Annotated in this window: 21 protein-coding genes and 1 pseudogene; 4 read left to right on the forward strand and 18 right to left on the reverse strand. The window is 68.2% G+C overall.

What is annotated here, in order from left to right; translation table 11 throughout:
* Positions 1–231 (forward strand): annotated as a pseudogene (locus G3N98_RS20935) (copper homeostasis protein CutC); the annotation flags it as partial.
* An 86-nt stretch (positions 232–317) separates the two neighbouring features.
* A complete protein-coding gene (locus G3N98_RS20940; protein WP_206149130.1) occupies positions 318–578 on the forward strand; it encodes a hypothetical protein in 261 nt (86 codons plus the stop codon).
* Here G3N98_RS20940 and G3N98_RS20945 read toward each other — a convergent pair.
* From G3N98_RS20945 to G3N98_RS20970, 6 genes are all read right to left on the reverse strand, one after another.
* Positions 524–1,879 carry an allantoin permease gene (locus G3N98_RS20945; RefSeq protein WP_206149113.1) on the reverse strand — a complete coding sequence of 452 codons (1,356 nt, stop codon included), beginning with the start codon at positions 1,877–1,879 and terminating at the stop codon, positions 524–526. The genes G3N98_RS20940 and G3N98_RS20945 overlap by 55 nt on opposite strands.
* 223 nt (positions 1,880–2,102) lie before the next feature.
* The gene (locus G3N98_RS20950; RefSeq protein WP_206149114.1) at positions 2,103–3,098 is read right to left on the reverse strand and encodes a biotin-dependent carboxyltransferase family protein; all 996 of its coding nucleotides are present in this window, start codon (positions 3,096–3,098) and stop codon (positions 2,103–2,105) included.
* Positions 3,088–3,963, reverse strand: coding sequence for an allophanate hydrolase subunit 1 (locus tag G3N98_RS20955; protein ID WP_069249007.1), 876 nt, complete (start codon positions 3,961–3,963; stop codon positions 3,088–3,090). Before G3N98_RS20955 ends, G3N98_RS20950 begins: the two co-directional genes overlap by 11 nt.
* Entirely contained in the window at positions 3,960–5,423 is a 1,464-nt protein-coding gene (locus tag G3N98_RS20960) for an acetyl-CoA carboxylase biotin carboxylase subunit (protein ID WP_206149115.1), read from the reverse strand. The genes G3N98_RS20955 and G3N98_RS20960 overlap by 4 nt, the downstream gene beginning before the upstream one ends.
* A 4-nt stretch (positions 5,424–5,427) precedes the next feature.
* Positions 5,428–5,670 carry an acetyl-CoA carboxylase gene (locus G3N98_RS20965; RefSeq protein ID WP_089457021.1) on the reverse strand — a complete coding sequence of 81 codons (243 nt, stop codon included), beginning with the start codon at positions 5,668–5,670 and terminating at the stop codon, positions 5,428–5,430.
* 16 nt (positions 5,671–5,686) lie between these two features.
* Positions 5,687–6,469, reverse strand: coding sequence for a 5-oxoprolinase subunit PxpA (locus G3N98_RS20970; protein WP_089441145.1), 783 nt, complete (start codon positions 6,467–6,469; stop codon positions 5,687–5,689).
* Positions 6,470–6,728: 259 nt separating this feature from the next.
* On the opposite strand from G3N98_RS20970, the gene G3N98_RS20975 reads away from it, so the two are divergent.
* Positions 6,729–7,646 carry a LysR family transcriptional regulator gene (locus G3N98_RS20975; protein WP_069249003.1) on the forward strand — a complete coding sequence of 306 codons (918 nt, stop codon included), beginning with the start codon at positions 6,729–6,731 and terminating at the stop codon, positions 7,644–7,646.
* 78 nt (positions 7,647–7,724) lie between these two features.
* On the opposite strand, the gene bioB is transcribed toward G3N98_RS20975, so the two are convergent.
* The 11 genes from bioB to aceK all read right to left on the reverse strand — a co-directional run bounded on the left by bioB (position 7,725) and on the right by aceK (position 19,816).
* Entirely contained in the window at positions 7,725–8,747 is a 1,023-nt protein-coding gene (gene bioB, locus G3N98_RS20980; protein WP_206149116.1) for a biotin synthase BioB, read from the reverse strand.
* Positions 8,748–8,801: 54 nt separating this feature from the next.
* Positions 8,802–9,521: a dethiobiotin synthase gene (gene bioD / locus G3N98_RS20985; protein WP_089426452.1), complete on the reverse strand. Its 720-nt coding sequence runs from the start codon at positions 9,519–9,521 to the stop codon at positions 8,802–8,804.
* A complete protein-coding gene (bioF, locus tag G3N98_RS20990) occupies positions 9,518–10,888 on the reverse strand; it encodes an 8-amino-7-oxononanoate synthase (protein ID WP_241026013.1) in 1,371 nt (456 codons plus the stop codon). The genes bioD and bioF overlap by 4 nt, the downstream gene beginning before the upstream one ends.
* Positions 10,885–12,231 carry an adenosylmethionine--8-amino-7-oxononanoate transaminase gene (bioA, locus tag G3N98_RS20995; protein WP_175236828.1) on the reverse strand — a complete coding sequence of 449 codons (1,347 nt, stop codon included), beginning with the start codon at positions 12,229–12,231 and terminating at the stop codon, positions 10,885–10,887. Before bioA ends, bioF begins: the two co-directional genes overlap by 4 nt.
* A 398-nt stretch (positions 12,232–12,629) precedes the next feature.
* Positions 12,630–13,979 (reverse strand): HipA domain-containing protein, encoded by a 1,350-nt coding sequence (locus G3N98_RS21000; RefSeq protein WP_206149117.1) that lies wholly within the window; start codon positions 13,977–13,979, stop codon positions 12,630–12,632.
* Positions 13,979–14,368 carry a helix-turn-helix transcriptional regulator gene (locus G3N98_RS21005; protein WP_241026014.1) on the reverse strand — a complete coding sequence of 130 codons (390 nt, stop codon included), beginning with the start codon at positions 14,366–14,368 and terminating at the stop codon, positions 13,979–13,981. The genes G3N98_RS21000 and G3N98_RS21005 overlap by 1 nt, the downstream gene beginning before the upstream one ends.
* Positions 14,369–14,521: 153 nt before the next feature.
* Positions 14,522–15,796 carry a CocE/NonD family hydrolase gene (locus G3N98_RS21010; RefSeq protein ID WP_206149118.1) on the reverse strand — a complete coding sequence of 425 codons (1,275 nt, stop codon included), beginning with the start codon at positions 15,794–15,796 and terminating at the stop codon, positions 14,522–14,524.
* A gap of 106 nt (positions 15,797–15,902) precedes the next feature.
* Positions 15,903–16,340: a YchJ family protein gene (locus G3N98_RS21015; protein ID WP_069248996.1), complete on the reverse strand. Its 438-nt coding sequence runs from the start codon at positions 16,338–16,340 to the stop codon at positions 15,903–15,905.
* A 45-nt stretch (positions 16,341–16,385) separates the two neighbouring features.
* A complete protein-coding gene (locus G3N98_RS21020) occupies positions 16,386–17,063 on the reverse strand; it encodes an SDR family oxidoreductase (RefSeq protein WP_089426447.1) in 678 nt (225 codons plus the stop codon).
* A gap of 112 nt (positions 17,064–17,175) precedes the next feature.
* On the reverse strand, positions 17,176–17,943 hold the full coding sequence (can, locus tag G3N98_RS21025) for a carbonate dehydratase (protein ID WP_206149119.1): 768 nt from the start codon (positions 17,941–17,943) through the stop codon (positions 17,176–17,178).
* Between the two features lie 55 nt (positions 17,944–17,998).
* Positions 17,999–19,816, reverse strand: a complete 1,818-nt coding sequence (aceK, locus tag G3N98_RS21030; protein ID WP_206149120.1) for a bifunctional isocitrate dehydrogenase kinase/phosphatase — start codon at positions 19,814–19,816, stop codon at positions 17,999–18,001.
* A gap of 303 nt (positions 19,817–20,119) precedes the next feature.
* Between aceK and G3N98_RS21035 the strand changes: the two genes are divergently transcribed.
* On the forward strand, positions 20,120–21,199 hold the full coding sequence (locus G3N98_RS21035; RefSeq protein ID WP_206149121.1) for an MBL fold metallo-hydrolase: 1,080 nt from the start codon (positions 20,120–20,122) through the stop codon (positions 21,197–21,199).
* Positions 21,200–21,215: 16 nt separating this feature from the next.
* Here G3N98_RS21035 and G3N98_RS21040 read toward each other — a convergent pair whose 3' ends face one another.
* On the reverse strand, positions 21,216–22,862 hold the full coding sequence (locus tag G3N98_RS21040; RefSeq protein ID WP_206149122.1) for an ABC-F family ATP-binding cassette domain-containing protein: 1,647 nt from the start codon (positions 22,860–22,862) through the stop codon (positions 21,216–21,218).
* Positions 22,863–23,044 lie beyond the last annotated feature (182 nt).

The raw sequence follows: 23,044 nt of genomic DNA on the forward strand, positions 1-23,044 counted from the left end.
TTCGCGACGATCACGCGGCTCGCGCGGCAGGCGGCCGGCTCGACCTGCACGGTGCTGGCCGGCTCGGGGCTCACGGTCGATGCGGTCGGCGATTTCGTCCGCGCGACCGGCGTGCGCGCGGTGCATTTCGGCTCGGGGGTGCGGCCGCGCGGCGAGGTGCTGGCGCCGGTCGATCAAGCACTCGTCGAGCGCGTGCGCGCGGCGATCGACGGCGCGGCGGCACACGTGTGATGCACATGGCGCACGGTAGCGGGCAGCGGCCGCTGCCGTACGTGCCGATACGACGCACCGGTATGCCATCCGGAAGGGCGGGTCACATGACGGGCGTATCACCCGCCACGCAGGACGGCGCAGATGACAGCGCACGCGTCGATCCGGTGCACGCGCAGCCGCGCGCCGGCGAGTATGCGGTCGACGGGCTCGACGGCGTGCGCTGGCGGGTCGGGAAGACCGCGATTCGCGACGCGCAGGGCAACGCGGGACAGACGCGTCAGGTGACGCGCGGCGGCGCGCGGGTGTCCCGTCACGAATTGCGCACGAACCAGGTCCGCTTGGCCGTGCCCAGCAGCGCGCGATAGACCACCCACGACACGACGAACGTCGCGGGCGCCGACAGCGATGCGGCGAACCCCGTCGCCTGGTTCAGCGCGAGCCCGACGAATGCGCCGGCGAACCAGGCGGTCAGCCCGCCCGGGTTGAAGGTCGGTACATGGGCGTCGCGGCATTCGACGTCGTCGCCGACCAGTTTCCCGTAGCGATCCGACAGGATGTGCGCGAGCGCGACGCCGACCCATGCGACGACGAAGATCCCCTGGTATGCGAGCGCCTGCAGGATCCGCGAGAAGATGTCCGCCATCATCAGCGCATAGACGACCGCGCCCACCACGAGTGCCCACACGAATTTCGGCGCGCGCAGGCCGGCCACCTTCAGGAAGAACGCCTGCATGTTGACGGTCGCGAGGTAGTAGTTCGCGGTGTTGATCCGCGATTGCGTGACCCACACGAACAGCAACCCCCATACCCCCATCAGCTTCAGCAGCGCGAGCACCACGGATACTTCGGAGAGCGTGCCGAGCCCCGGAATCGTGCTGACGAGATAGATGCCGGCCGCGCCGTTGACGAGAAACGTGACGAGGTAGAACGGCATCCCGAAGTTGAAGCGGCCGTGATAACCCGCGTCTTCCTTGCGGCCGAAGCGCGCGTAGTCGAACGTGAACATCATCAGCACCCACACGCCCATGTAGTAGACGAAGCAGTGCCACCAGCCGCCGGCCGGCACGGCGCCCGTCGGGCCGAAATCGAGCCAGGCCGCGTGGTAGCCGTATTCGGCCGTCGCGAGCCCGACCGCCGCGAGCAGCCCGAGCAGGTAGAACGGCAGCAGCACGCCGTTGAACTTGTCGAGCCAGTGCTGCACGCTGCCGAACACGAGCGGCACGCTGTAGCAGACGACGATCAGCGCGGCCCATTTGTAATCGAGCCCGGGAAACTGGTGATGCGCCGCGACCGCGATCACCGAACCCTCGAACACCGCGTAGTAGATCGCCGTCGCGAAGAAGATCAGCGTGGCGAGCGCCGCACCCGCGCTGCCGAACAGCACGCGCGAGAACAGCGCGACCGAGAGCCCCGTGCGGATCGCATAGCGGCTGATGATCGTGTTGACGAGGCCGTACGACACGACCGACAGCGCCATTCCGATCAGCGCGTTGCGCGCGCCATAGGTGAGCGCGAGCGTGGCGCCCACGACGATGTAGAACACCGCGCTGCACACGGCCCACCACGCCATCGTCAGCGAAAAGGGCGGCATGCGCGCGTGGTCGGGAACGGCGAGCGTCGACAGGTCGAGATCCTCGTCGGGGCGGGCCTGAGCCAGGTTGGCCATGATCGTGCTCCTTGATGAGCGGAAACTGCGAACGACGTCTCGGCCGCGGTACATGCGATCCGCAGGGTTGCCCCGACGTCGGGCGGGCAACCGGTTCGGCAGGAACGGAAACAGCGCGCAAGCGTCCCCGCCGCGCGGCGCACGGCCGCGCGGTCGGGAAACGACAGCGGAACAGGAACGAGACGGCGTCAGGCGCCCGGCACGCGCGCCGGGCGCCCGGAGCTCAGTCCCGCAGCACGGCGCGCAGCAGCGCGAGGCGCCGCTGGTACTCGCGGCGCGCGGCGAGCGCGTCGGCCATCGTCACGCGCACGAAGCGCGCGCGGTGGTTGGGCTGCATCTGGCCGATCAGGTCCAGGTCGGCGCTGATGACCGTGCCGATCGTCGCGTAGCCGCCGCCCGACACCGCGTCGCGGTGCAGGATGATCGGCTCGAGCCCGGCCGGCACCTGGATCGAGCCGATCGGGTAGCACGCATCGACGATGTTCGACGGGTCGGCGCCCGCGCCGAATGGCTGCTCGCGCGGCCGGAACTGCAGCGCGCGGCCGTTCTTGTAGCGGTAGCCGATGCGGTCGGCTTCGGGCGCGACCGTCCATTCGTCATCGAAGAAGGTGCGCGCCGATTCGTCGGTGAGCCGGTAGTGGTACAGGCCCGTCAGCACGCGCAGCTCGACCTGGCTGTCGAGCGGCCGGCTCACGGCCGCCGGCAGCTCGCGCCCTTCGCGGTGCGTGCCGACGGGGGCGCCGATCGTCAGCCGGTCGCCTTTCTGCAGGCGCCGGCCCGCGTGGCCGCCGATCGCGCCGAGCGTGTAGGTCGAGCGGCTGCCGAGCACGACCGGCACGTCGATGCCGCCCGCGACGGCGAGATACGCGCGCGCACCGGCCTTCACGTAATGGAACGACAGCACGCTGCCCGCGCGGATTCGCAGCGCGACGTTGCAGCGCTGCCCGATGCCGTCGATCTTCGGCGTCATCTCGGCGCCGGTGACGGCGATCAGCGCATCCGTATGGAACATCAGCTCGGGGCCGAGCAGCGTGCATTCGAGCACGGCGGCTTCCTCGGGGTTGCCGACCAGCAGATTCGCCGCACGCGATGCGTACTGGTCGAGCGAGCCCGACGGCGGAATGCCGACGTGGTAGTAGCCTTGCCGGCCCATGTCCTGGACCGACGTCGCGAGGCCGGGTTTCACGACTTCGATCAGGTTGTGCGCGTCAGTTTGCATGCAGCACCTCGACGAGAGAGCGGTTATACGCATCGGGATCGCGCAGGAACGCGTCGAGCGAGAATTTCACCGGGCGCACGCGCAGCGAGAAGGTGCCGGCCTCGACGGCCGCCACTGCCGCGTCGTACGCGTCGCGATCGATCGGCTGGAATTTCACGATGTCGCCGGGCCGGAAGAACACCATGAACTCGCGCAGGTAGTCGAGCCGCTGCTCGGGGTCGAAGATCGGCGCCGGCGTCACGCCGAACATCTGGTAGCCGCCCGCGCCGCGCACCGAGTAGATGCAGCCGAAACAGCCGCCGTGGCCGACCGTCAGCTTCGGCGTGTCGGTGCGCGGCCGCAGGTACTTCGGCACTTCGAGCTGGCGTTCGCGCTCGACCATCTGGTACATGAACGGCAGGCCGGCGACGAAGCCGACCATCGACACGAACCACGGCGAGCCCGAGTGCGCGGCGATGAATGCGTCGACGTCGCGCTTGCCGTTGATGCGCGCCGCGTATTCGAGATCGGTCGACGACGGGTCCTGGTGACGCTCGCGAAACCGCATCAGCGTCTCGTGCGTCCACGGGTCGTTGTAGAGCACCGGCACCTCGACGATGCGCGTGTCGAGTTCGAGCGGCGCGTCGCCGACTTCGGCCTCGATCGTCTTCAACAGCGCGACGAGCGCGTCGGGCTCGATCACGTCCGGGTCGTAGCGCACCTGGTAGGACGCATTCGCCGGACAGATCTCGGTGATGCCCGGCACCGCGCGGCGCTGCAGTTCACGCGTGATCGCCGTGCCCTTGAAGAACGCGTCGAGCGACATCGATTCGCTGATTTCGACGAACACGAACTCGTCGCCGCCGAACGTATAACGGGTCGTCACATCGCCTCCCCGACGCGCACGGCGTCTGCATTGTCGGCTGCGTGTTGCTGCGCGGCGGCGGTGGCGGCTTCGCGCCATCTCGGCATCCACGCCTCGAGGAAATTCGTGTGATAGCGCCCGGCGCGCACGTCGTCGTCCGCGAGCAGCGCGACGTGCAGCGGCGCGGTCGTCTTCAGGCCGCCGACGTGCAGCTCGCCGAGCGCGCGAGTCATGCGCCGCAGCGCGGCCGCGCGGCGCTCGTCGTGCACGATCAGCTTCGCGAGCAGCGAATCGTAGAACGGCGGCACGACGTAGCCCGGATAGAGCAGCGAATCGATGCGTACGCCGGGGCCGGTCGGCCACACCAGTTCGTCGATCCGGCCGGGGTTCGGGCGGAAATCCTGCAACGGATCTTCCGCGTTGATCCGGCATTCGAGCGCCGCGCCGCGCATCGTGATGTCGTGCTGCGCGAAGCGCAGCGGCTCGCCGTCGGCGATGCGCAGCGTCTCGCGCACGAGATCGATGCCGGTGATCGCCTCGGTCACCGGATGCTCGACCTGGATGCGCGTGTTCATCTCGATGAAGTAGAACTCGCCGCGCGCGTCGTCGAACAGGTATTCGAGCGTGCCCGCGCTGCGATAGCCGACTTCTTCCGCGAGGCGCGTGGCCGACGCGCACAGCGCGTCGCGCTGCGCGGGCGTGAGCGAAGGCGACGGCGCTTCCTCGAGGATTTTCTGGCGGCGCCGCTGCAGCGAGCATTCGCGCTCGAACAGATGGACGACGTGGCGGCCGTCGCCGAGCACCTGCACCTCGATGTGGCGCGCCCGCGCGATGAAGCGTTCGAGGTATACGCCGCCGTCGCCGAAGGCCGCCTGCGCCTCGCGCTGCGCGAGCGGCAGCTCGGCGTCGAGCTGCGCGGCGTCGTGCGCGACGCGGATGCCGCGCCCGCCGCCGCCGGCGGCCGCCTTGATCATGATCGGATAGCCGATGCGCGCGGCCACGTCCCGCGCCTCGTCGAGCGATTGCACGACGCCGTCGCTGCCGGGCACGGTCGGCACGTTGGCGCGCCGCGCGGTTTCGCGGGCGCGGGCCTTGTCGCCCATCGTGGCGATCACCTGCGAGTCCGGGCCGACGAAGATCAGGCCGGCCGCCTCGACCTGCGCGGCGAATGCGGCGTTTTCCGACAGGAAGCCGTAGCCGGGATGGATCGCGTCCGCGCCGCACCGCCGCGCGGCGTCGAGAATCGCGGCGGGATTCAGGTAGCTTTTCGCCGCATGCGACGAGCCGATGTGGATGGCTTCATCGGCCATGCGCGCGGCAAGGCTGTCGCGGTCCGCGTCGCTGACCACGGCGACCGCGCGCATGCCGAGCTCGCGCGCGGCGCGGATCACGCGCACCGCGATCTCGCCGCGGTTCGCGACCAGCACGGTCCGGATTCGCGACGGGCGGTAGAACGTGTCGGGGGAAGTTTCCGGTTTCATCGCGTCACCCCTCGATCCGCATCAGCACCTGGCCCGCGTCGACCGGCTCGCCGTCCTCGACGAGCAGCTCGACCACGCGCCCGGCCGCATCGGCTTCGATCTCGGTGAACTGCTTCATCACCTCGACGAGGCCGACCACCGCGCCGGCGGCAACCGTCGCGTCGACCGCGACGTAGTAGTCCGCATCGGGCGACGGACGCCGGTAGAAGGTGCCCGGCAGCGGGCTGACGATTTCGTGCAATGCCATCGTGGGTCTCCTTGAATCAGTGATGGGCGGCGAGCGGTTGCGGCCCGGCGGTCCGGATGCCTTCGCGGATCAGCGCGTGGCGCGTGTCGCGCACGAGGTCGAGCGCGCCCGGTGTGTCGCTGTGGATGCAGACCGAGTCGAAATCGATGTCGATGTCGTCGCCGTCGATCGTGCGCACCTTGCCGTCGATGCACGCGCGCAGCACCTTGTCGGCGACCTGGCGCGGATCGAGCCGGCCGACGCGGCGCGTGAACACGATCGAGCCGCTGCGGTCGTAGTCGCGATCCGCATAGAACTCGCGGATCACCGGCTGCCCGTATTCGACGGCGACGCGGTAGGTGACCGACGCCTCCATGCAGTACAGCCACAGGCCCGGGTCGACACGTTGCAGCGTTTCGATCAGCAGCCGCGAGAACGCCTCGTTGGCCGCCGCATGCATGTAGAGCGCGCCGTGCGGCTTCACGTGCTGCAGGCTGACGCCGTTCAGGCGCGCGAACTCGCGCAGCGCGCCGAGCTGGTACAGGATGTCGTTGACGAGCGCCTGCGGCGTTTCGGCGATCGTGCGGCGGCCGAAGCCGACGAGATCGCGAAAGCCCGGGTGCGCGCCGATGCCGACGCCGGCGTCGCGCGCGAGCTGCACCGTGCGCGCCATGATGTTCGGATCGCCGGCGTGAAAACCGGTGGCGATGTTCGCCGAGCTGATGAGCGGCATGATCTGCTCGTCGACGCCGTCGCCGATCGTCCACGGGCCGAAGCCCTCTCCCATGTCGGAGTTCAGGTCGACGCTGTGCTTCCTCATACGGTGTGCTCCTCCAGGTTCTCCGGTTCGCGTGCGTCGTGGCGCATGCCGAAACCGTGTTGAACGCAGGTTAGCCGCGCGGGTTGCGTCAAAAAAGTTCTATTTTTGTATGCAGCCGTATCGATTTTTTCGATACCCCGGAGAGCGGCCGCAGATGGCCGTCGCAGTAGGGATGGCAGGGTTTTCACGAGGCCGGGTTCACGGGCGCGGCACGGTTGTTATGATGTTTATCGCGTGCCCATCTGCTTTCTCATCGACCATGGCCCTGACCCTCAGACAGCTCAAGTATTTCGTCGCGACCGCCGAGCTCGGCCAGATCTCGCAGGCCGCGATCCAGCTCACGATTTCGCAGTCGGCCGTGACGAGCGCGATCAAGGAGCTGGAGGACAGCCTCGGCACGCAGCTCTTTCTGCGCACGCCGTCGGGCGTGACGCTCACCGACACGGGGCGGCGTTTCCTGAATCATGCGTACACGATCCTGTCGTCGGTCGACGAGGCGATGCGGATTCCGAACCTCGAAAGCACGCTGACCGGCACGCTCGCGATCGCCGCGAGCTACACGGTGCTCGGCTACTTCCTGCCGCATCACGTGCTGAGGCTGAACACGCTGTATCCGCGGCTGACGATCCACCTGCATGAGCTGAACCGCGAGTCGATCGAGGAAGGGTTGATCGCGGGCCGCTACGACATGGCCGTGCTGCTCACGTCGAACGTGTCGAATCCGGCGCTCGTGCTGGAGCCGGTGATCCACTCGGTGCGACGGCTGTGGGTCGGTGCGCATCACCCGCTGCTCAGGCACGAGAGCGTCACGTTCGCGGAAGTCGCGCGCGAGCCGTTCGTGATGCTGACGGTCGACGAGGCGGGGCAGACGGCGCTGCGCTACTGGAACGAGACGCCGTACCGGCCGAACGTGATCCTGCGCACGTCGTCGGTCGAGGCGGTGCGCAGCATGGTCGCGAACGGCAGCGGCGTCGCGATCCTGTCCGACATGGTGTATCGGCCGTGGTCGCTCGAAGGGCGGCGGATCGAGACGATCGTGCTGCGCGATCCGGTGCCGCCGATGAGCGTCGGTCTCGCCTGGCGCAAGGACATCGAGTTGAGCCCCGCGATGCACGCGGTGCGCGACTATTTCCGGCACACGTTCATGGAGCCGCGCGCGCTGGGGGGAGCAGGCTGAGGGCGCGACGCACGCGTAAAAAAGCCGGGACGTATCCCGGCTTTTTCATGTGGCGAACGAACGCGCCGTGCGTGGCGCTTACGCGTTCGCCGTCATCGCGTCCGCATCGCTCGAACGGATCCCGAGGCGTTCGAACAGCGCGCGGTCCTTCTGCGACTGCGGGTTGCTCGTCGTCAGCAGCTGGTCGCCGTAGAACATCGAGTTCGCGCCGGCGAGGAAGCACAGCGCCTGCAGCCCGTCGTCGAGTTGCTCGCGGCCGGCCGACAGGCGCACCACCGCCTTCGGCATCGTGATCCGCGCCACCGCGATCGTGCGCACGAATTCGAACGGGTCGAGCGGCGCGGTGCCTTCGAGCGGCGTGCCTTCGATCGCGACGAGGTTGTTGATCGGCACCGAATCCGGATACGGGTTCAGGTTCGCGAGCTGCGAGATCAGGCCCGCGCGTTCGCGGCGCGATTCGCCCATGCCGATGATGCCGCCGCAGCACACGTTGATGCCCGCGTCACGCACGCGGTCGAGCGTGTCGAGGCGATCCTGGTAGGTGCGCGTCGAGATCACCTGGCCGTAGAACTCCGGCGACGTGTCGAGGTTATGGTTGTAGTAGTCGAGGCCCGCGCTTGCGAGTTCCTGCGCCTGCTGGTCTTCCAGCATGCCGAGCGTCATGCAGGTCTCGAGGCCGAGCTCCTTCACGCCGCGCACCATCTCGGTCAGCGCCGGCATGTGGCGCTCCTTCGGGTTGCGCCACGCGGCGCCCATGCAGAAGCGGCTCGCGCCGTTCGCCTTCGCCGCGCGCGCGGCGTCGAGCACCGCGCCGACGTCCATCAGCTTCTCGGCCTTCAGGCCCGTGTCGTGGTGCGACGACTGCGAGCAGTAGCCGCAATCTTCCTCGCAGCCGCCCGTCTTGATCGACAGCAGCGTCGACAGCTGCACCGCGTTCGCGTCGAAGTGCTCGCGGTGCACCTGCTGCGCGCGGAAGAGCAGGTCGTTGAACGGCAGCTCGAACAGCGCGACGACGTCGGCGACGCGCCAGCGCTGCGAGACCGGAGCGGCCACGGGAATCGCGTCGGGTTGCACGGTGGCGGCGGTCTGGGCTTGGGTCATATCGTTTTCCTGTCCTGGTCGGGGATGAGGGATCGGGGATCTGTTTCGGTTGGGTCAATGCTGCGCGGTGCGCAGTGTCTCGACGAGCGTGGCGATGTCGAGCATCGCCGCGGCGGATTCGGGGGCGGCGGGGCTCAGGTGCGGAATGCGGCCGAGCAGCGGCGCGCCATGCTCGCGCGCGAGCCAGTCGCGCATCGTCGCGATGTTTTCATCGGGGAACGACATCGCCGGGTCGACGTGGTTCGCGACCCAGCCGGCGAGTTTGAGGCCGCGCGCGGCGATCGCGTCGGCGGTGAGCAGCGCGTGGTTGATGCAGCCGAGCCGCACGCCGACCACGAGCACGACCGGCACGCCGAGCGCGACCGCGAGATCGGCCATGTCCTGCGTGTCGTTCATCGGCACGCGGAAGCCGCCGGCGCCTTCGACGACGACGATCTCCGCGCGCGTCAGCGCTTCGCGATGGCACGCGACGATCGTGTCGATGTCGAGCGTCACGCCTTCCTGCGCGGCGACGATATGCGGCGCGGCCGGTGCCTTCAGCAGGAACGGTGTGCGCAGCTCGGGCGGCAGCACGACGTTCGCGGCCGCGTCGAGCTGGTCGGCGTCCTCGTTGCGCCACACGCCGTCGCGTTCGTACGCGCCGGCCGCGACGGGTTTCAGCGCGGCCGCGCGCAGGCCATGCCGCGCGAAGCCGTGCAGCATCGCGGCCGAGACGAAGGTCTTGCCGATTTCGGTGTCGGTGCCGGTAACGAACAGCGAGAGCGGGGCGGTCATGCCGCAGTCTCCCGCCGGGCCGCCCCAAGGGAGGCTGCAGCCCCCTCGGGGGGCAATGAACGAAGTGAGCGTGGGGGCTGTTCTGCCTCCTGCACGGCCTGCGCCTCGCTGGCTTCGATCAGCGCGGCTTCGAGCCGCGCGAGATCGTCGAACGAATGCGCGGCCGACAGCGACACGCGCAGCCGCGACGTGCCGGCCGGCACCGTCGGCGGCCGGATCGCGGGCACCCACAGGCCGTGCGCGTCGAGCGCGCGCATCGCCGCGAGCGTCGCGTCGTTGCTGCCGATCACGAGCGGCTGCACGGCCGTGTGCGAATCGACCGGCTGCCAGCGCGTGTTGCGCAGCAGCGCGCGCGTGCGGTCGATCAGCGCGGCGAGATGCGCGCGTCGCGCGTCGCCTTCGTCGCCCGCGATCACCTTCAGGCTGGCCGATACCGCGTGCGCGACGGCCGGCGGCGCGGCCGTCGTGAAGATGTAGCTGCGCGCGCGCTGGATCATCCATTCGATCACGGTCTCGTGCGCGATCACGAACGCGCCCGCGACGCCGGCGGCCTTGCCGAGCGTGCCGACGTATACGAGATGCGGCGAGCGCAGCGCGGCGGCCGCGAGCGCGCCGCGGCCTTGCGGGCCGAGCACGCCGAAGCCGTGCGCATCGTCGACGACGAGCCACGCGCCGTGGCGTTCGGCCAGCGCGACGAGTTCGGCGAGCGGCGCGATGTCGCCATCCATGCTGAACACCGTGTCGCTGACGATCAGCTTCGTTTCGGCATCCGATGCGTCGAGCAACGCGGCGAGCGCGGCCGTGTCCGCATGCGGATAGACCTGCACGTTCGCGCGCGACAGCCGCATGCCGTCGATCAGCGACGCGTGGTTCAGCGCGTCGGAGAAGATCGTTGCGCCTTTGCCGGTGAGCGCCGTCATCGCGGCGAGGTTCGCCATGTAGCCGGTGCTGAAGTACAGCGCGCGCGGCGCGTCGGAGAAGCCGCCCGAGAAGGCCGCGAGTTCGTCCTCGAGCGTGGCATGCGCACGCGAATGGCCACCGAGCAGGTGCGAGCCGCCGCTGCCGGAACCGTAGCGCTGCGCGCCTTCGGCGAACGCGGCGACGAGCGCCGGATGCGCGGCGAGGCCGAGGTAGTCGTTGCTCGCGAAGCCGACGATCTCGCGACCGTCGACGGTCATGCGCGCATCGCACGCGGTGTCGGCGGTGCGGCGCACGCGGCGCAGCCCTTGCGCGTCGAGCGCGGCGAGGCCGCGTTGCAGGGTATCGAGCAGAGGGTTCGTCGCTGCCTCCCGCCGGGCCGCCCCAAGGGAGGCAGCCGCCCCCTCGGGGGGCAGTGAACGAAGTGAGCGTGGGGGCTGTTGTGTCATCCGGCGATCTCCGCGAGCGTTGCATCGAGCGTGTCGCGCGTGCTTTGCGCGAGCCACGCGATGTCGTCGTCGCTCATCACGTACGGCGGCATCAGGTACACGGTCGTGCCGATCGGGCGCAGCAGCAGCTCGCGTTCCAGCGCGCGCTCGAAGAAGCGGCGCGAGAAGCCGCGCGCCGCGTCGCCGTCGAGCGCGACGTCGAACGCGAACAGCGTGCCGCGCTCGCGCAGGTGCCGTACCTGCGGGTGCGAATCGAGCGGCGCGAGCGCGGCGCGCAGCGTCGCCGACTTGCGGGCATTGGCCGCGAGCACGTCGTCGCGCTCGAACAGGTCGAGCGTCGCGACCGCCGCGCGGCACGCGAGCGGGTTGCCCGTGTACGAATGCGAGTGCAGGAAGCCGCGCGTCGTGTCGTCGTCGTAGAACGCGGCGAACACGTCGTCGCGCGTGAGCACGAGCGACAGCGGCAGGTAGCCGCCGCTGATGCCTTTCGACAGGCACAGGAAATCGGGCCACACGCCGGCCTGCTCGCACGCGAAGAAAGTGCCGGTGCGGCCGCAGCCGACCGCGATCTCGTCGGCGATCAGGTGTACGCCGAATTCGTCGCACAGCGCGCGCAGCCCGCGGACATACGACGGATCGTGCATCGCCATGCCGGCCGCGCACTGCACGAGCGGCTCGACGATCAGCGCGGCGATCCGGTCGCCGCGCTCGACGAACAGGCGCCGCACGTCCGCGAGCGCGCGGCCCGCGACGTCGGCGGCCGTTTCGCCCGGCAGTGCGCCGCGTGCGTCGGGTGACGCGACGACGTGCGCATGGCGGATCAGCGGGTCATACGCGTCCTTGAACAGCGCGACGTCGGTCACGCCGAGCGCGCCGATCGTCTCGCCGTGATAGCTGTTGGCGACGCAGACGAATTCCTGCTTGTTCGCGCGGCCGCGGTTGCGCCACGCGTGGAAGCTCATCTTCAGCGCGATCTCGACCGCCGACGCACCGTCCGACGCGAAGAACGCATGGCCGAGCGTGCGCCGGGTGAGCGCGTGCAGCCGCTCCGCGAGTTCGATCGCGGGCTCGTGCGTGCAGCCGGCGAGCATCGCGTGCTCGAGCGTGTCGAGCTGGTCCTTCAGCGCCGCGTTGATGTCCGGGTTCGCATGGCCGAACAGGTTGACCCACCACGAGCTGATCGCGTCGAAGTAGCGGCGGCCGTCACGGTCGTACAGCCACAGGCCCGCGCCGCGCGCGACGGGGATCAGCGGCAGGCGCTCGTGATGCTTCATCTGGGTGCAGGGATGCCAGACCGCGCGCAGGCTGCGCGCGACCCAGTCGTCGGTGGCTGGCGTACTCAAGGCGACTCCGGGGGATAAAACGGCTGCGCGGCATCGACGGGATGCCGCGCAGCGAGATACGAAACGCGCTGAGATTAGCGTGTTCCGCGACCCGTTGCACTACCGGTTACAAACACCGCAAAGCCTTGTCGGGCGGGAGTTCGGCGCAGATCGGAGCGGCTCGGGACGGTACGGTTCAGATATCCAGAAATGACCGCAGATGACGACGTTCGAGTGAGGCCCCCCAACTGAAAAAATCGTGGGGCGAGTGGGGCGTGACGGCGCAGAAATATGGGGAATGATGAGGTGAGTGGTTTGTGGCGACACTGGGAGATCGAACGATTCAGCGTCTCGCGTTGCCCGATCGACGGGGGCCATGCGTGGCAAGGCGCCGGGACGGACGCCGATGGAAGGTGAGATCAGGGCAACGCTTTACGCAACGCCGGGTGGGATACGTCATCGATGTGGCGGAACGCCGGCGCGATCTTGTCGATTTCCTTGCCGGGCACGCCGCGCGCCTCGAAACACGTCTTCCACTCGCGGGTCGGTTGCCAGACTTCCGCAATCGCGAGTCCGGCATCCGTTTTCGAAAGACCGAACGCATCCCGGGCGTCGAACGCGTTGTCGAGCGTCGCGAGCCGGCCTTGCGGCCCGATGCCAAGGTGCAGATAGCGCTCATGCGCGCTACTCGGCCGGGGCAGGACATCGTACAGCGGGCTGAGGCGCCAGCCGGGCAGGCGGGGGTCGTGGATGAATCCGTGGTTGCGCAGGTGGTCGTCGTCGTTGCTCACGAGGATGTTGAAGACCATCCGCTTGAACAGTTCCCGGTTGTCGGCGCGAATGGTATCGATGTGTCCATGCTGCCGGATCGCGTGCGCGACGTCCTGGTAACTTTTCGCCATCGATTCCATTTCGGCACAGCCGACCAGGGTCAACGCACTGGCGAAGGGGAGTCTTCGCTCGGTCGTTCCGGCGCGAGGGGGCAGGTATAACGCGTCGTCGCCGCGAAGGGTGTCGAATTCGGGGTGGGTCCAGTACCGATCGAATCGGCGGATCAACATGACCTGACGGGTTCCCACGTCGACGATGCGGGTGGGCGGCACCCGAATGCCGCACCGTGCCGCCAGACGAAGCGTGGCTTCTTCGATGACCGTCAGGTTCAACCGATCGCTGAGACTCGGGAATTTGGCCAGCCACAACACGCCGTCTTCATCTCGCACCGTCGCCTTCGGGCGAGCACCGCCGAGGCCGCTCCCTTGTACGAAGATGGCCTCGAGTTCGGCGGGCACGGTCTCGCCTTCCTCGATGCGCGCCGCCGAATCGACCAGGTATTCGAGGTTGAGCAGGCCATTGCCCGCCTGCGGGCCGGGGGGCGTGTCCAGGCTTTCCCGAACATCGAGTGCGCCGATCCGCTGACTGCCGGCGTGCAGGAGATAGGTGGACTCGGGCAGCGCGTTGGCTTTGGCCCTGAGCTTGGCTTCGATGACACGTCGCCCCCATGCATCGGGCGCGGCATCGCGAATACCGCCGAACTGCGTCAATCCGCCCGCCGGAAAGTTCATCTTGCCGCGTATCTCGTCCTTTCTTGCGAGGCTCAGGCTGACCGGGTCGACTTCGATGGCGTTGGGCCGGCCGAGATAGCGCAAGCCGTATGCGAAGCTCGACGCCTGCAGGCTCACGCCCTCTTCGGTCATTTCGAGCAGGCCGGCGGGTGCCCAGTCATCGTCGAGATAGGCAAACACCGCGAGTCTTTTGACGACGGCAGCCATCAGAAGTCCAGATCCTTGAGTTCGTTGTCGGTGAGCGAGCGCACACGCCGGCCGCGTTCGCGGGCCGCTTGAGCCTTGAGCGACGGGTCCGTTCCGGAGAGCAGTTCCAGCAGGGTCGTTCCTGGCGCAATCGCGTCGAGATACCGAAGCCACTGGCCGAGGGCGACGCCAGGATCGCCTTTCTCGATACGATAGGCGGTATTGCGCGAGAGCCCGGCGCGGGTGGCCGCCTCGTTTTGCTGAATGCGTCGCGAAACGCGCAGACGGGCGAGCGCTTCGCCAACGCGGGCGGCTTCCGCGAGAACGGTTGGGCTGGCGGCAGCGGCTTGATTGACCTTCATGTTCGTAAAATCGATCGTTATGTCGATAGGGATCGAAATAACGATCATGATAGATCATGACTACGCGAATTCAAGCTGGATGCTCGTAAAAACGAGCGTTCCACGGATTGCGCTCGATTTTACGAGCACGAGCGAGGCGTGAAGTGAGGCGCTGCAATGGCCTCGGTGTGATGGGCGAGGGGAGGAAATGACGCGCTTGGATCAGCGCGAAGCCAACGCCGGCGTGCCGGTGTCGCGTGCGTTGCCGTCGTCGTTGCCGGCCGTCTGCGTCGCGTCGTTCCACACGACCCGGTCGTTGACCGCATACAGCCGGCACGAACCTGCGCCCTGCTTCGAGCAGTTGTCGAGCGCGAGCGCCATCGGATCGTCGCCGCCTTCGGCCCACGACCACGCGCCTTCCGACGACACCGCGAACGCGCGGCTCGGATGCTGGTTCAGGAAACGGCGGTAGCCTTCTCGGCCGGCTTCGTCGACATACGGCACCGCGTTGACCGAGTCGATCGACGCATAGCCGCTCGCCTTCGGCTCGTGCGGGCTCGCGACCGCGTAGCGCACCGACGTCGGCAAATTCAGCTGCGCGAGGAACGCGTTGACGGCCGGCCACCACACGGGCACGCCGTCGCGATCGACGATCAGCCGGTGCGCGTCGTCCTTGTAGCGGCCGAAATCGATGAACTGGGCCTGCGTGCCGTGCGAAACGTACGCGTCGTGCATTTGCGCGACGAGCCCGGGTGTCCACACCGAGTCATTGTCGCCGTACAGCCACAGCGACCGCACGGCCGTGTGCGCACCGTACTGGTCGAACGCGTCGACGAGGTTTTTCTGCCAGCCGTCGCAGAGGTCCTGGCGCAGCCCGCCGGAGAAGTTGATGATGCCGCGCACGCCCGGTGCGGCTTCGGTGCCGTACGCGACCGATACGAGGCCGCCGTGCGACGTGCCGGCGACGACGATGCGCGACGCATCGACGTACGACTGGTGCGACATGTAGCGCACCGTCGCGTCGACGTCGGCTGCCTGCGCGAGGCCGTTCTTGCCGACGTTGCAGCCTTCCTGCTGGTACGTGCCGTCCGAGCCCGCGAAGCCCTGGCGGTTCGGCGCGATCACCGCATAGCCGCGGCGCACGAATTCGCGCGCGAACGCGAGCGGCCGGCTGCGCGGCTGCTGATGGAGATCGCCGGTGTTCTTGCCGTGGTTGAAGACGACGAGCGGGAACGGGCCGGGCCCGTTCGGCTTGAAGAGTGTGGCCTCGAGCGTGACGGTGCCCGATGCGTCGGCCGGAATGCGGAGGATCTGTTCGTTCAGGTCGGCGGCGACCTGCGGCAGGTTCGAATCGGCGTAGTCGAAGCGTTCGGCGTGGGCGAGCGACCCGCTGGCGCCGGCACCCGTCCCCGTATTGGCGTTCGGCAGCGTACCGGCCTGAGCGGCCGACAGCGCACATGCCGCCATCCATCCCACCAATCCCTTGCTGAACGCCATTCGTAAGCCCTGCCATGCAACATGACCAATTCGAGGTCATCGTAGCCGGACAAAATGGGGTTGTGCAATGCGGGAATTACCCGGCGTCTGACACAGCAACTATTTGTCAACGTTCACTGACTTCGCCGTCGACGTAGCGCCAGAAACCCTGTTCGTCGCGCTCGAAACGGCTCGTCTCGTGGAGCCGGTAAGCGCGTCCGCCCACCTTGTAGCGGGCCACGAACTCGACCTCCGCGTGGCGCTCGTCGAGCGGCGCATGGCGTTTGACCGCGAGGCCGAGCCAGCGCGGCGCGTCGGGCGCTTCGGGGTCGGTATCGAGATCGGGCGGGCAGGTGCGTGCGGCCCAGGTCGCGCGCAGGTAGTCGGTCGCGCCGAGCACGTACGCGCTGTACCGCGAGCGCATCAACTCGAGCGCGGTCGGCGCGGCTTCGCCGCCGTCGATGAAGCGGCCGCAGCAGGCCGCATAGCGGGGCGCCGGCGCTTTGCCGGCGGGAGCGGGGGATGCGCCGCCGCACGGGCACGCGTCAGGTCGGTTCAAAATCATGCGAAACAGGAATTAACGACGCAAAGTTGTCGGCTGCCTACCAGCTCACCAGCTCAGCTCGATACCGTCGTACTGGAAGAAACGGCCGTTTGCCTGCGACACGTCCGCGCCGGATTCGGCGATCACGCGGCGCATGCCGGCCACGCTGGTTTCCGGGTCGATCGCGGCCTGCGCGCCGCCCATGTCGGTGCGCACCCAGCCGGGATGGAGCGAAATGCACGCGGCGTGGCGCGTCTGCAGCGACGCGATGCGCAGCGCGTCGTTCAGTGCGGCCTTGCTCGCGCGGTACAGCCAGCCGGTCGTGCCGGTCGCCTCGGCGATGCTGCCCATCCGGCTCGACACGACGGCCAGCACGCCGCGCGCGTCCTCGACGAGCGGCAGCACGATCGGCAGCAACTGCATCGGCCCGCGCACGTTCGTATGCATCACCGCGTCGAAATCCTCGGCGGTGACCGTCTCGACCCCCTCGGTGCGCGGCCCGTACACCCCCGACACCAGCACGGCCGCATCGAGCCGCTCGCCGTCGAGCTTCCAGCCGAGCGCCGCGATCTGCTCGGGCTGCGTGATGTCGAGCGCATGGGCCTGCGCGCCGAGCGCGCGCAGCGCGTCGAGCGACGCGTCGTCGCGCGCGGTGGCGATCACGTTCCAGCCGTCGCGCCGGTATTGGCGGACGAATTCGCGGCCGAGGCCGCGCGATGCACCGACGATCAATGCGGTTTTCATGCCCGTCGCTCCTTTGCTTGGCGCCGCCGTGGCGGCAGTGCCGGGGTCAGATCCGTTCGATGGGTGGCGCAGCGGCACGCCAGCGTAGCGATCCGCTGCGCAGGCTAGCGCGTTACTGTGCGTCGTCGCACGGCTTCAGCGTGGCGGCGACCGCCTGCGCGACGCCTTCGAGCCGTGCGGCGTCCGCCGCGATCATGTCGTTGTCCGGGGCATGCTCGCCGCCGGCGACGAGCGCGGCCACGCAGCGCTTGTAGGTCTCGTCGAGCGCGTCGAAGCTCGACACGGCCATCCCGAGGTTGCGCATCCGGCCGTCATGCACGCCGTACACCAGCCCGTGCACGGTGAGCGACTGGCCGCGCGCCCACGCGTCGTTGACGATCGTCGTGCGGCACACGTTGACGACCTGCTCGATCGCGTTCAGCTCGATCAGGCGCCGATAGCGCGCTTCGCCCACCGGCCATGCGTCGAGCAGCGCCGTGTGGCGTTCGCGCACGTCCTGCACGTGATGCAGCCAGTTGTCGGCGAGGCCGACGCGGCGGTTGAGCAGGGCGGCGTTCACGCCCGAGCAGCCGTAGTGGCCGACCACCATGATGTGCTTCACGCGCAGGATGTCGACCGCGAACTGGATCACCGACAGGCAGTTCAGGTCGCTGTGCACGACCACGTTCGCGATATTGCGGTGGACGAACACTTCGCCCGGCGGCAGGCCGATGATCTCGTTCGCGGGCACGCGCGAATCCGAGCAGCCGATCCACAGATATTCCGGCGCCTGCTGGTGGGCGAGACGCGCGAAGAACTGCGGGTCGTCCTCGAGCTTGTGCTTGACCCAGGCGTCGTTGTTGTCGAACAGGTGTGAAAGCGGATTGTCTTGGGGGTTCATCGGTGTGGATTCCGTTGACGGAAATCGGGTCGCAATCGGTGCGGTCTAGCGGGCGTCAGGCGGCGCGCTGCGCGTCGCCGGCGCCCTCGTTCTGGTCAGTCGCGCCGAAGCGCGCGGGGTAGCGCACGCAAAAGCGCAGCGCGGTGTCGTACGGATAAAAGTCGGGCAATTCGCCCTGGATCAGCTTGTCCTTGCTGGCCTGCCACAGCGCGGGATCGAAAAAGTCCGCGTGATGCTTCATGAAGACGTCGCGCACGCGCGGGTCGCCGAGCAGGAACGGCCCGTAGGTCTCCGGAAAGATGTCGTGCGGGCCGACGGTATACCACGGTTCGCCGGACAGCTCGTCTTCCTCGTTGCGCGGCGCCGGCACGCGGCGCACGTTGCAGTCGGTCAGGTACTCGATCTCGTCGTAGTCGTAGAACACCACGCGGCCGTGGCGCGTGACGCCGAAGTTCTTGTACAGCATGTCGCCGGGGAAGATGTTCGCCTTCATCAGCTCCTTCACCGCGTTGCCGTACTCCTTCACGCCGTGCTCGACGTCGGCATCGGAGCCGTTCTGCAGGTACAGGTTGAGCGGCGTCATCCGGCGCTCGATGTACAGGTGCTCGATCACGAGATTGCCGTCCTCGTATTCGAGCAGCGACGGCACTTCCTTTTCCAGCTCGCGCACGAGCGCGTGGTCGAGCCGCGCGAGCGGCAGCGCGACGCTCGAATACTCGAGCGTGTCGGCCATCCGCCCGAGGCGGTCGTGGCGCTTCACGAGCTGGTACTTCTCCATGATCTGCGCGCGCGTCGTTTCCTTCGGCGGCGGGAACTGATCCTTGATGATCTTGAACACGTACGGGAACGACGGCAGCGTGAACACGAGCATCACGAGGCCCTTGATCCCGGGCGCGATGATGAAGCGGTCGCTCGAATGCGACAGATGGTGCAGCAGGTCGCGATAGAACAGGTTCTTGCCCTGCTTCTGCAGGCCGACCGACGTGTAGATCTCCGCCTTCGGCTTGCCGGGCATGATCGTGCACAGGAAGTCGACGTACGCGGACGGCACGCCCATGTCGACGAGGAAATACGAGTGCGAGAAGCCGAAGATGATCATCAGCTGGTCGCGGCGCAGCAGCACGGTGTCGAGCGCGAGCACGCCCGGGCGCACGTGGCGGATCGGCACCGCGAACGGCAGCACGCGGTCGGCGTTGATGATGCGGCCGACGATGTACGCGCTCTTGTTGCGGAAGAACAGCGACGACAGCACGTGGATCTGGAAATTCGGTGCTTCGTCGAAGTGGCCGAATTCGTCGTGGATCGCCTGCATCACGCATGCGATGTCGCGCGGGAGATCGTCGAACGCCGGCTCGAGCTGGAAGTTCGTGACGATCCGCTCGAGCGTGGCCGCGAGCCCGTCGGTGCCCGGATAGTACGCGCGGTAGGTCGGCTTCGCGGCCGGCTCGTCGTTCTCCAGATACTCGGTCGAGATCGCCGGGCGCACGAAGATGAAATCGTTGCTGAAGTACGAGCGGTGCAGGATCTTGCAGCACACCGAATTGAAGAAGGTCTCCGCGCACTCGGGCTGGCGGTGCGACGTGAGCAGGCCGATGTAGTGCAGCTTGATCTGCTGCCACACTTCGTCGTCGATGTTCTCCGCGTCGTATTCGTCTTCCAGCACCTCGACGCATTCCTTCACGCGATCGTCGTACGACGTGATCCGCTCGCGCGCGAGCCGCTGCAGCCCGTGCCAGTCGCCGCGCTCGAACAGCGTCTTCGCCTCGACGGCCGCGTCGCGGAAGATCCGGTAGTGGCGGTCGAAGTTTTCGAGCATCGTCTGCGCGACGTCGAAACCGATCTGCGAGGACAGCAGTTTGGGGAAGTGATTCATCGCGTGCAGGCTCGTTCGGGAGGGGCTGTAAGCACTCGCCATTTTAGCGCCCAAGCGGGCGGTTCAAGGGCTTTGCGGCAAGGCGCGGCCGGCCGGCAAGCGGCGGGTTGCCCGCCGTTGGGTGCCGTTCGGTGCATCTTCGCGTAAAGATACGGGTACGGAACCGATTCTGGCACGAACTTTTTTTGACGGGGCGCAGGCCGCCGGGCACGCGTTCCTCGGGACGGCGATAGAATCGACGGAACGCCCGCCACGGCCTGCCGCCGGCACGCAATCGCACCGATAACGACGAGACGCCCCCCGATGAACGCACTGGAACACCAACTCGACTACCCCTTCGCCGACACGCTGCCCGCCGCGGGCGACACGTTCGAGGTCGCACCTGGCGTGCGCTGGCTGCGCATGCCGCTGCCGTTCTCGCTCGATCACATCAACCTCTGGCTGCTGCGCGACGAGATCGACGGGCAGGCCGGCTGGACGATCGTCGATTGCGGGATCTCGTCGGACGCGATCCGCACGCACTGGGAGCAGATCTTCGACACGCATCTCGACGGCCTGCCCGTGCTGCGCGTGCTCGTCACGCACTGCCATCCCGATCACTTCGGCCTCGCGAACTGGCTGTGCGAAGGCGGCGACAAGGGCCGCTGGAACGTGCGGCTGTGGATGACGCTCGGCGAGTACATGTTCGGCTGCCTGATGGCGGCCGGCAACGGCTCGAACGCGGGCGGCGCGGCGGCCGCCGATCACTTCGCGCGCCACGGGCTGACCGATCCGGCCGCGCTCGACAAGCTGCGCAACCGCCGCAGCTACTACGCGGATCTCGTGCCGGCCGTGCCGCCGCGCTACCGGCGCCTGCGTGAGGGCGACGCGGTGACGATCGGCGCGCGCACCTGGCGCGTCGTGACCGGCTTCGGCCATTCGCCTGAACATTGCGCGCTGCACAGCGAAGCGGACGGCGTGCTGATCTCCGGCGACATGGTGCTGCCGCGCATCTCGACTAACGTGTCCGTGTTCGACCTCGAACCGGAAGCGAACCCACTCGCGCTGTACCTGCAGTCGCTCGGCCGCTACGAGACGATGGCGCCCGAGACGCTGGTGCTGCCGTCGCACGGCAAGCCGTTCCGCGGCGTGCGCACGCGCATCACGCAACTGCGCGAACACCACGACGCGCGCCTGGCCGAAGTGCGCGTCGCGTGCGCGGAAAAGCCGATGAGCGCGGCCGACATCGTGCCGATCATGTTCCGCCGCCGCGAACTCGACATCCACCAGATGACGTTCGCGCTCGGCGAGGCGCTCGCGCACCTGAACCTGCTGTGGCTCGCGGGCGAGCTCGTGCGCGAGCAGGGCGACGACGGTGTGCTGCGGTTCCGCACCGCCGGCTGACACCGTTTCGTTCTCCTCAAGCGACGGGTTCGTAGCGCCATCCGTCGCGATGCCATTGCATCGTGTGCGTCGGGTCGAGCGCCGCGAGAAACGCGGGGTCGTGCGACGCGACCACGATCGCGCCGGGGAAGCCCGCGAGTGCGGCTTCGATCGCCCGCACCGATTCGAGATCGAGGTGATTGGTCGGCTCGTCGAGCAGCAGCAATTGCGCGGGCGTGCCGCGCCACAACGCGCACGCGAGCGCGGCTTTCAGCCGTTCGCCGCCGCTCAGCTGCCGCGCCGGCTGCGTTGCGCGCACCGCATCGAGCTGCAACAGCGCGAGCCGGCTGCGCAGGTCGCCTTCGGCGAGCGGCGTATCGAGCAGCCCCAGTTGCGCGACGATCGAACGATCGGGATCGAGCAGCGCGAGCCGCTGGTCGAGATACGCGGCGCTCACGTGCGTCGTGCACGCGCCTGAACGCGGCGAAAGCTCGCCCGCGAGCATGCGCAGCAACGTCGATTTGCCGCAGCCGTTCGGGCCCGTCAATGCGATGCGCACCGGGCCGCTGGCCGACCATGTGATCGCGTCGGCATCGCCGGCGATGCGCCACGGCAGTTGCGCGCGGTCGAGCGTGAACAGCTGACGGCGTGCGCTGACCTCGGTGCCCGGCAGCGACACGAGCACGGGCGCATCGGCTTCGACGCGCGCGGCCGCTTCCTGCACGCGTTCGTCGAGCGTTGCCTTGAATTCGTTCTGGTGGCGCCGCACCGTGCCCATGATGCTGCGTGCCGCACCCTTGCGACTCTGTTTTGCCATCGACGACAGGTTGGCCGTCTTCGCGTCGCGCAGCGACGCGGCCGCGTGACGCTGGATCGTGTCGTGTTCCTGTTCGAGCCTGCGCCTGGCGCGTCCGCGTTCGGCACGCGCGTTGTCGAGCGCGGACTGCGCGGCATCCTGTTCCGCGTCGCGCTGCGCACGGTAGAGCGCGTAGTTGCCGCCGTACGCGCGCACGCCTTGTGGCGTCAGCTCGACGATGCGCTGCACGTCGGCGAGCAGCGCACGGTCGTGGCTCACGATGACGAGGCCGCCGCGCCAGCCGTCGAGCGCCGCGCGCAGCCACGCGCGGCCCGACGCGTCGAGATGGTTGGTCGGTTCGTCGAGCACGAGCAAGCCCGCGCCGGACAGCAGCGCGCCGATCAGCGCGACGCGCGCGAGCTGCCCGCCGCTCAGTGCCTGCGCGGGCGTGTCGGGTTGCACGTCGTGCAGGCCGGCTGCGTCGAGCGCGGTGCGCAGACGCTCCGCGAGATCCCAGCGATCGCCGATCAGGTCGAAGTCGCGCGGTTCCGCGCGGCCGTCGGCGAGACGCGCGAGCGCGCCGAGCGGTGCATCGAGCGCGGCGATCTGCGCGACGGTTCGCGGGCCGGCCGATATGTCGCCGTAGTCGTGCTGCTGCGCGACGTAGACGACCGGCGTGTGCCGTTCGATCGTCCCCGAACTCGGCGCGCAGCGGCCCGCGATCAATTGCGCGAGCTGGCTCTTGCCGATGCCGTTACGGCCGACGATGCCGGTCGGCGTGCGGTCGATGGAGAGGTCGAGCGAATCGAACAGCGTGAAGCCGTCGTCGAAGCGGAAGGAAACGTGATGAAGCGCGACGAGCGCGCCGGTGGGCGTGGCAGCAGCCATAAGCACCTCCAAAAATGCGTGAAGACCTTCGCGCGCGGCGTGCGTGGCACGGCGGCGAAAACATTTCGGGAAGGCTTAGTTGTTCACTTTGGCTGGCGTCCGGTATGAGGAATAGGCGCGCAGTGTAGCAAGCGCGGCGCGCGGGCCGCAAGCGACGGCCGGACGCACCGTCGCTTGCTCGC

It is taken from the genome of Burkholderia sp. Tr-20390, from assembly GCF_017104595.1.
Lineage (GTDB): Bacteria > Pseudomonadota > Gammaproteobacteria > Burkholderiales > Burkholderiaceae > Burkholderia.

Coding starts and splice junctions, on each gene's coding strand:
- G3N98_RS20940 (WP_206149130.1), top strand. CDS start 318: ATGACGGGCGTATCACCCGCCACGCAGGACGGCGCAGATGACAGCGCA.
- G3N98_RS20945 (WP_206149113.1), bottom strand. CDS start 1,879: ATGGCCAACCTGGCTCAGGCCCGCCCCGACGAGGATCTCGACCTGTCG.
- G3N98_RS20950 (WP_206149114.1), bottom strand. CDS start 3,098: ATGCAAACTGACGCGCACAACCTGATCGAAGTCGTGAAACCCGGCCTC.
- G3N98_RS20960 (WP_206149115.1), bottom strand. CDS start 5,423: ATGAAACCGGAAACTTCCCCCGACACGTTCTACCGCCCGTCGCGAATC.
- G3N98_RS20965 (WP_089457021.1), bottom strand. CDS start 5,670: ATGGCATTGCACGAAATCGTCAGCCCGCTGCCGGGCACCTTCTACCGG.
- G3N98_RS20970 (WP_089441145.1), bottom strand. CDS start 6,469: ATGAGGAAGCACAGCGTCGACCTGAACTCCGACATGGGAGAGGGCTTC.
- G3N98_RS20975 (WP_069249003.1), top strand. CDS start 6,729: ATGGCCCTGACCCTCAGACAGCTCAAGTATTTCGTCGCGACCGCCGAG.
- bioB (WP_206149116.1), bottom strand. CDS start 8,747: ATGACCCAAGCCCAGACCGCCGCCACCGTGCAACCCGACGCGATTCCC.
- bioD (WP_089426452.1), bottom strand. CDS start 9,521: ATGACCGCCCCGCTCTCGCTGTTCGTTACCGGCACCGACACCGAAATC.
- bioF (WP_241026013.1), bottom strand. CDS start 10,888: ATGACACAACAGCCCCCACGCTCACTTCGTTCACTGCCCCCCGAGGGG.
- G3N98_RS21000 (WP_206149117.1), bottom strand. CDS start 13,979: ATGGCTGCCGTCGTCAAAAGACTCGCGGTGTTTGCCTATCTCGACGAT.
- G3N98_RS21005 (WP_241026014.1), bottom strand. CDS start 14,368: ATGATCGTTATTTCGATCCCTATCGACATAACGATCGATTTTACGAAC.
- G3N98_RS21010 (WP_206149118.1), bottom strand. CDS start 15,796: ATGGCGTTCAGCAAGGGATTGGTGGGATGGATGGCGGCATGTGCGCTG.
- G3N98_RS21015 (WP_069248996.1), bottom strand. CDS start 16,340: ATGATTTTGAACCGACCTGACGCGTGCCCGTGCGGCGGCGCATCCCCC.
- G3N98_RS21020 (WP_089426447.1), bottom strand. CDS start 17,063: ATGAAAACCGCATTGATCGTCGGTGCATCGCGCGGCCTCGGCCGCGAA.
- can (WP_206149119.1), bottom strand. CDS start 17,943: ATGAACCCCCAAGACAATCCGCTTTCACACCTGTTCGACAACAACGAC.
- aceK (WP_206149120.1), bottom strand. CDS start 19,816: ATGAATCACTTCCCCAAACTGCTGTCCTCGCAGATCGGTTTCGACGTC.
- G3N98_RS21035 (WP_206149121.1), top strand. CDS start 20,120: ATGAACGCACTGGAACACCAACTCGACTACCCCTTCGCCGACACGCTG.
- G3N98_RS21040 (WP_206149122.1), bottom strand. CDS start 22,862: ATGGCTGCTGCCACGCCCACCGGCGCGCTCGTCGCGCTTCATCACGTT.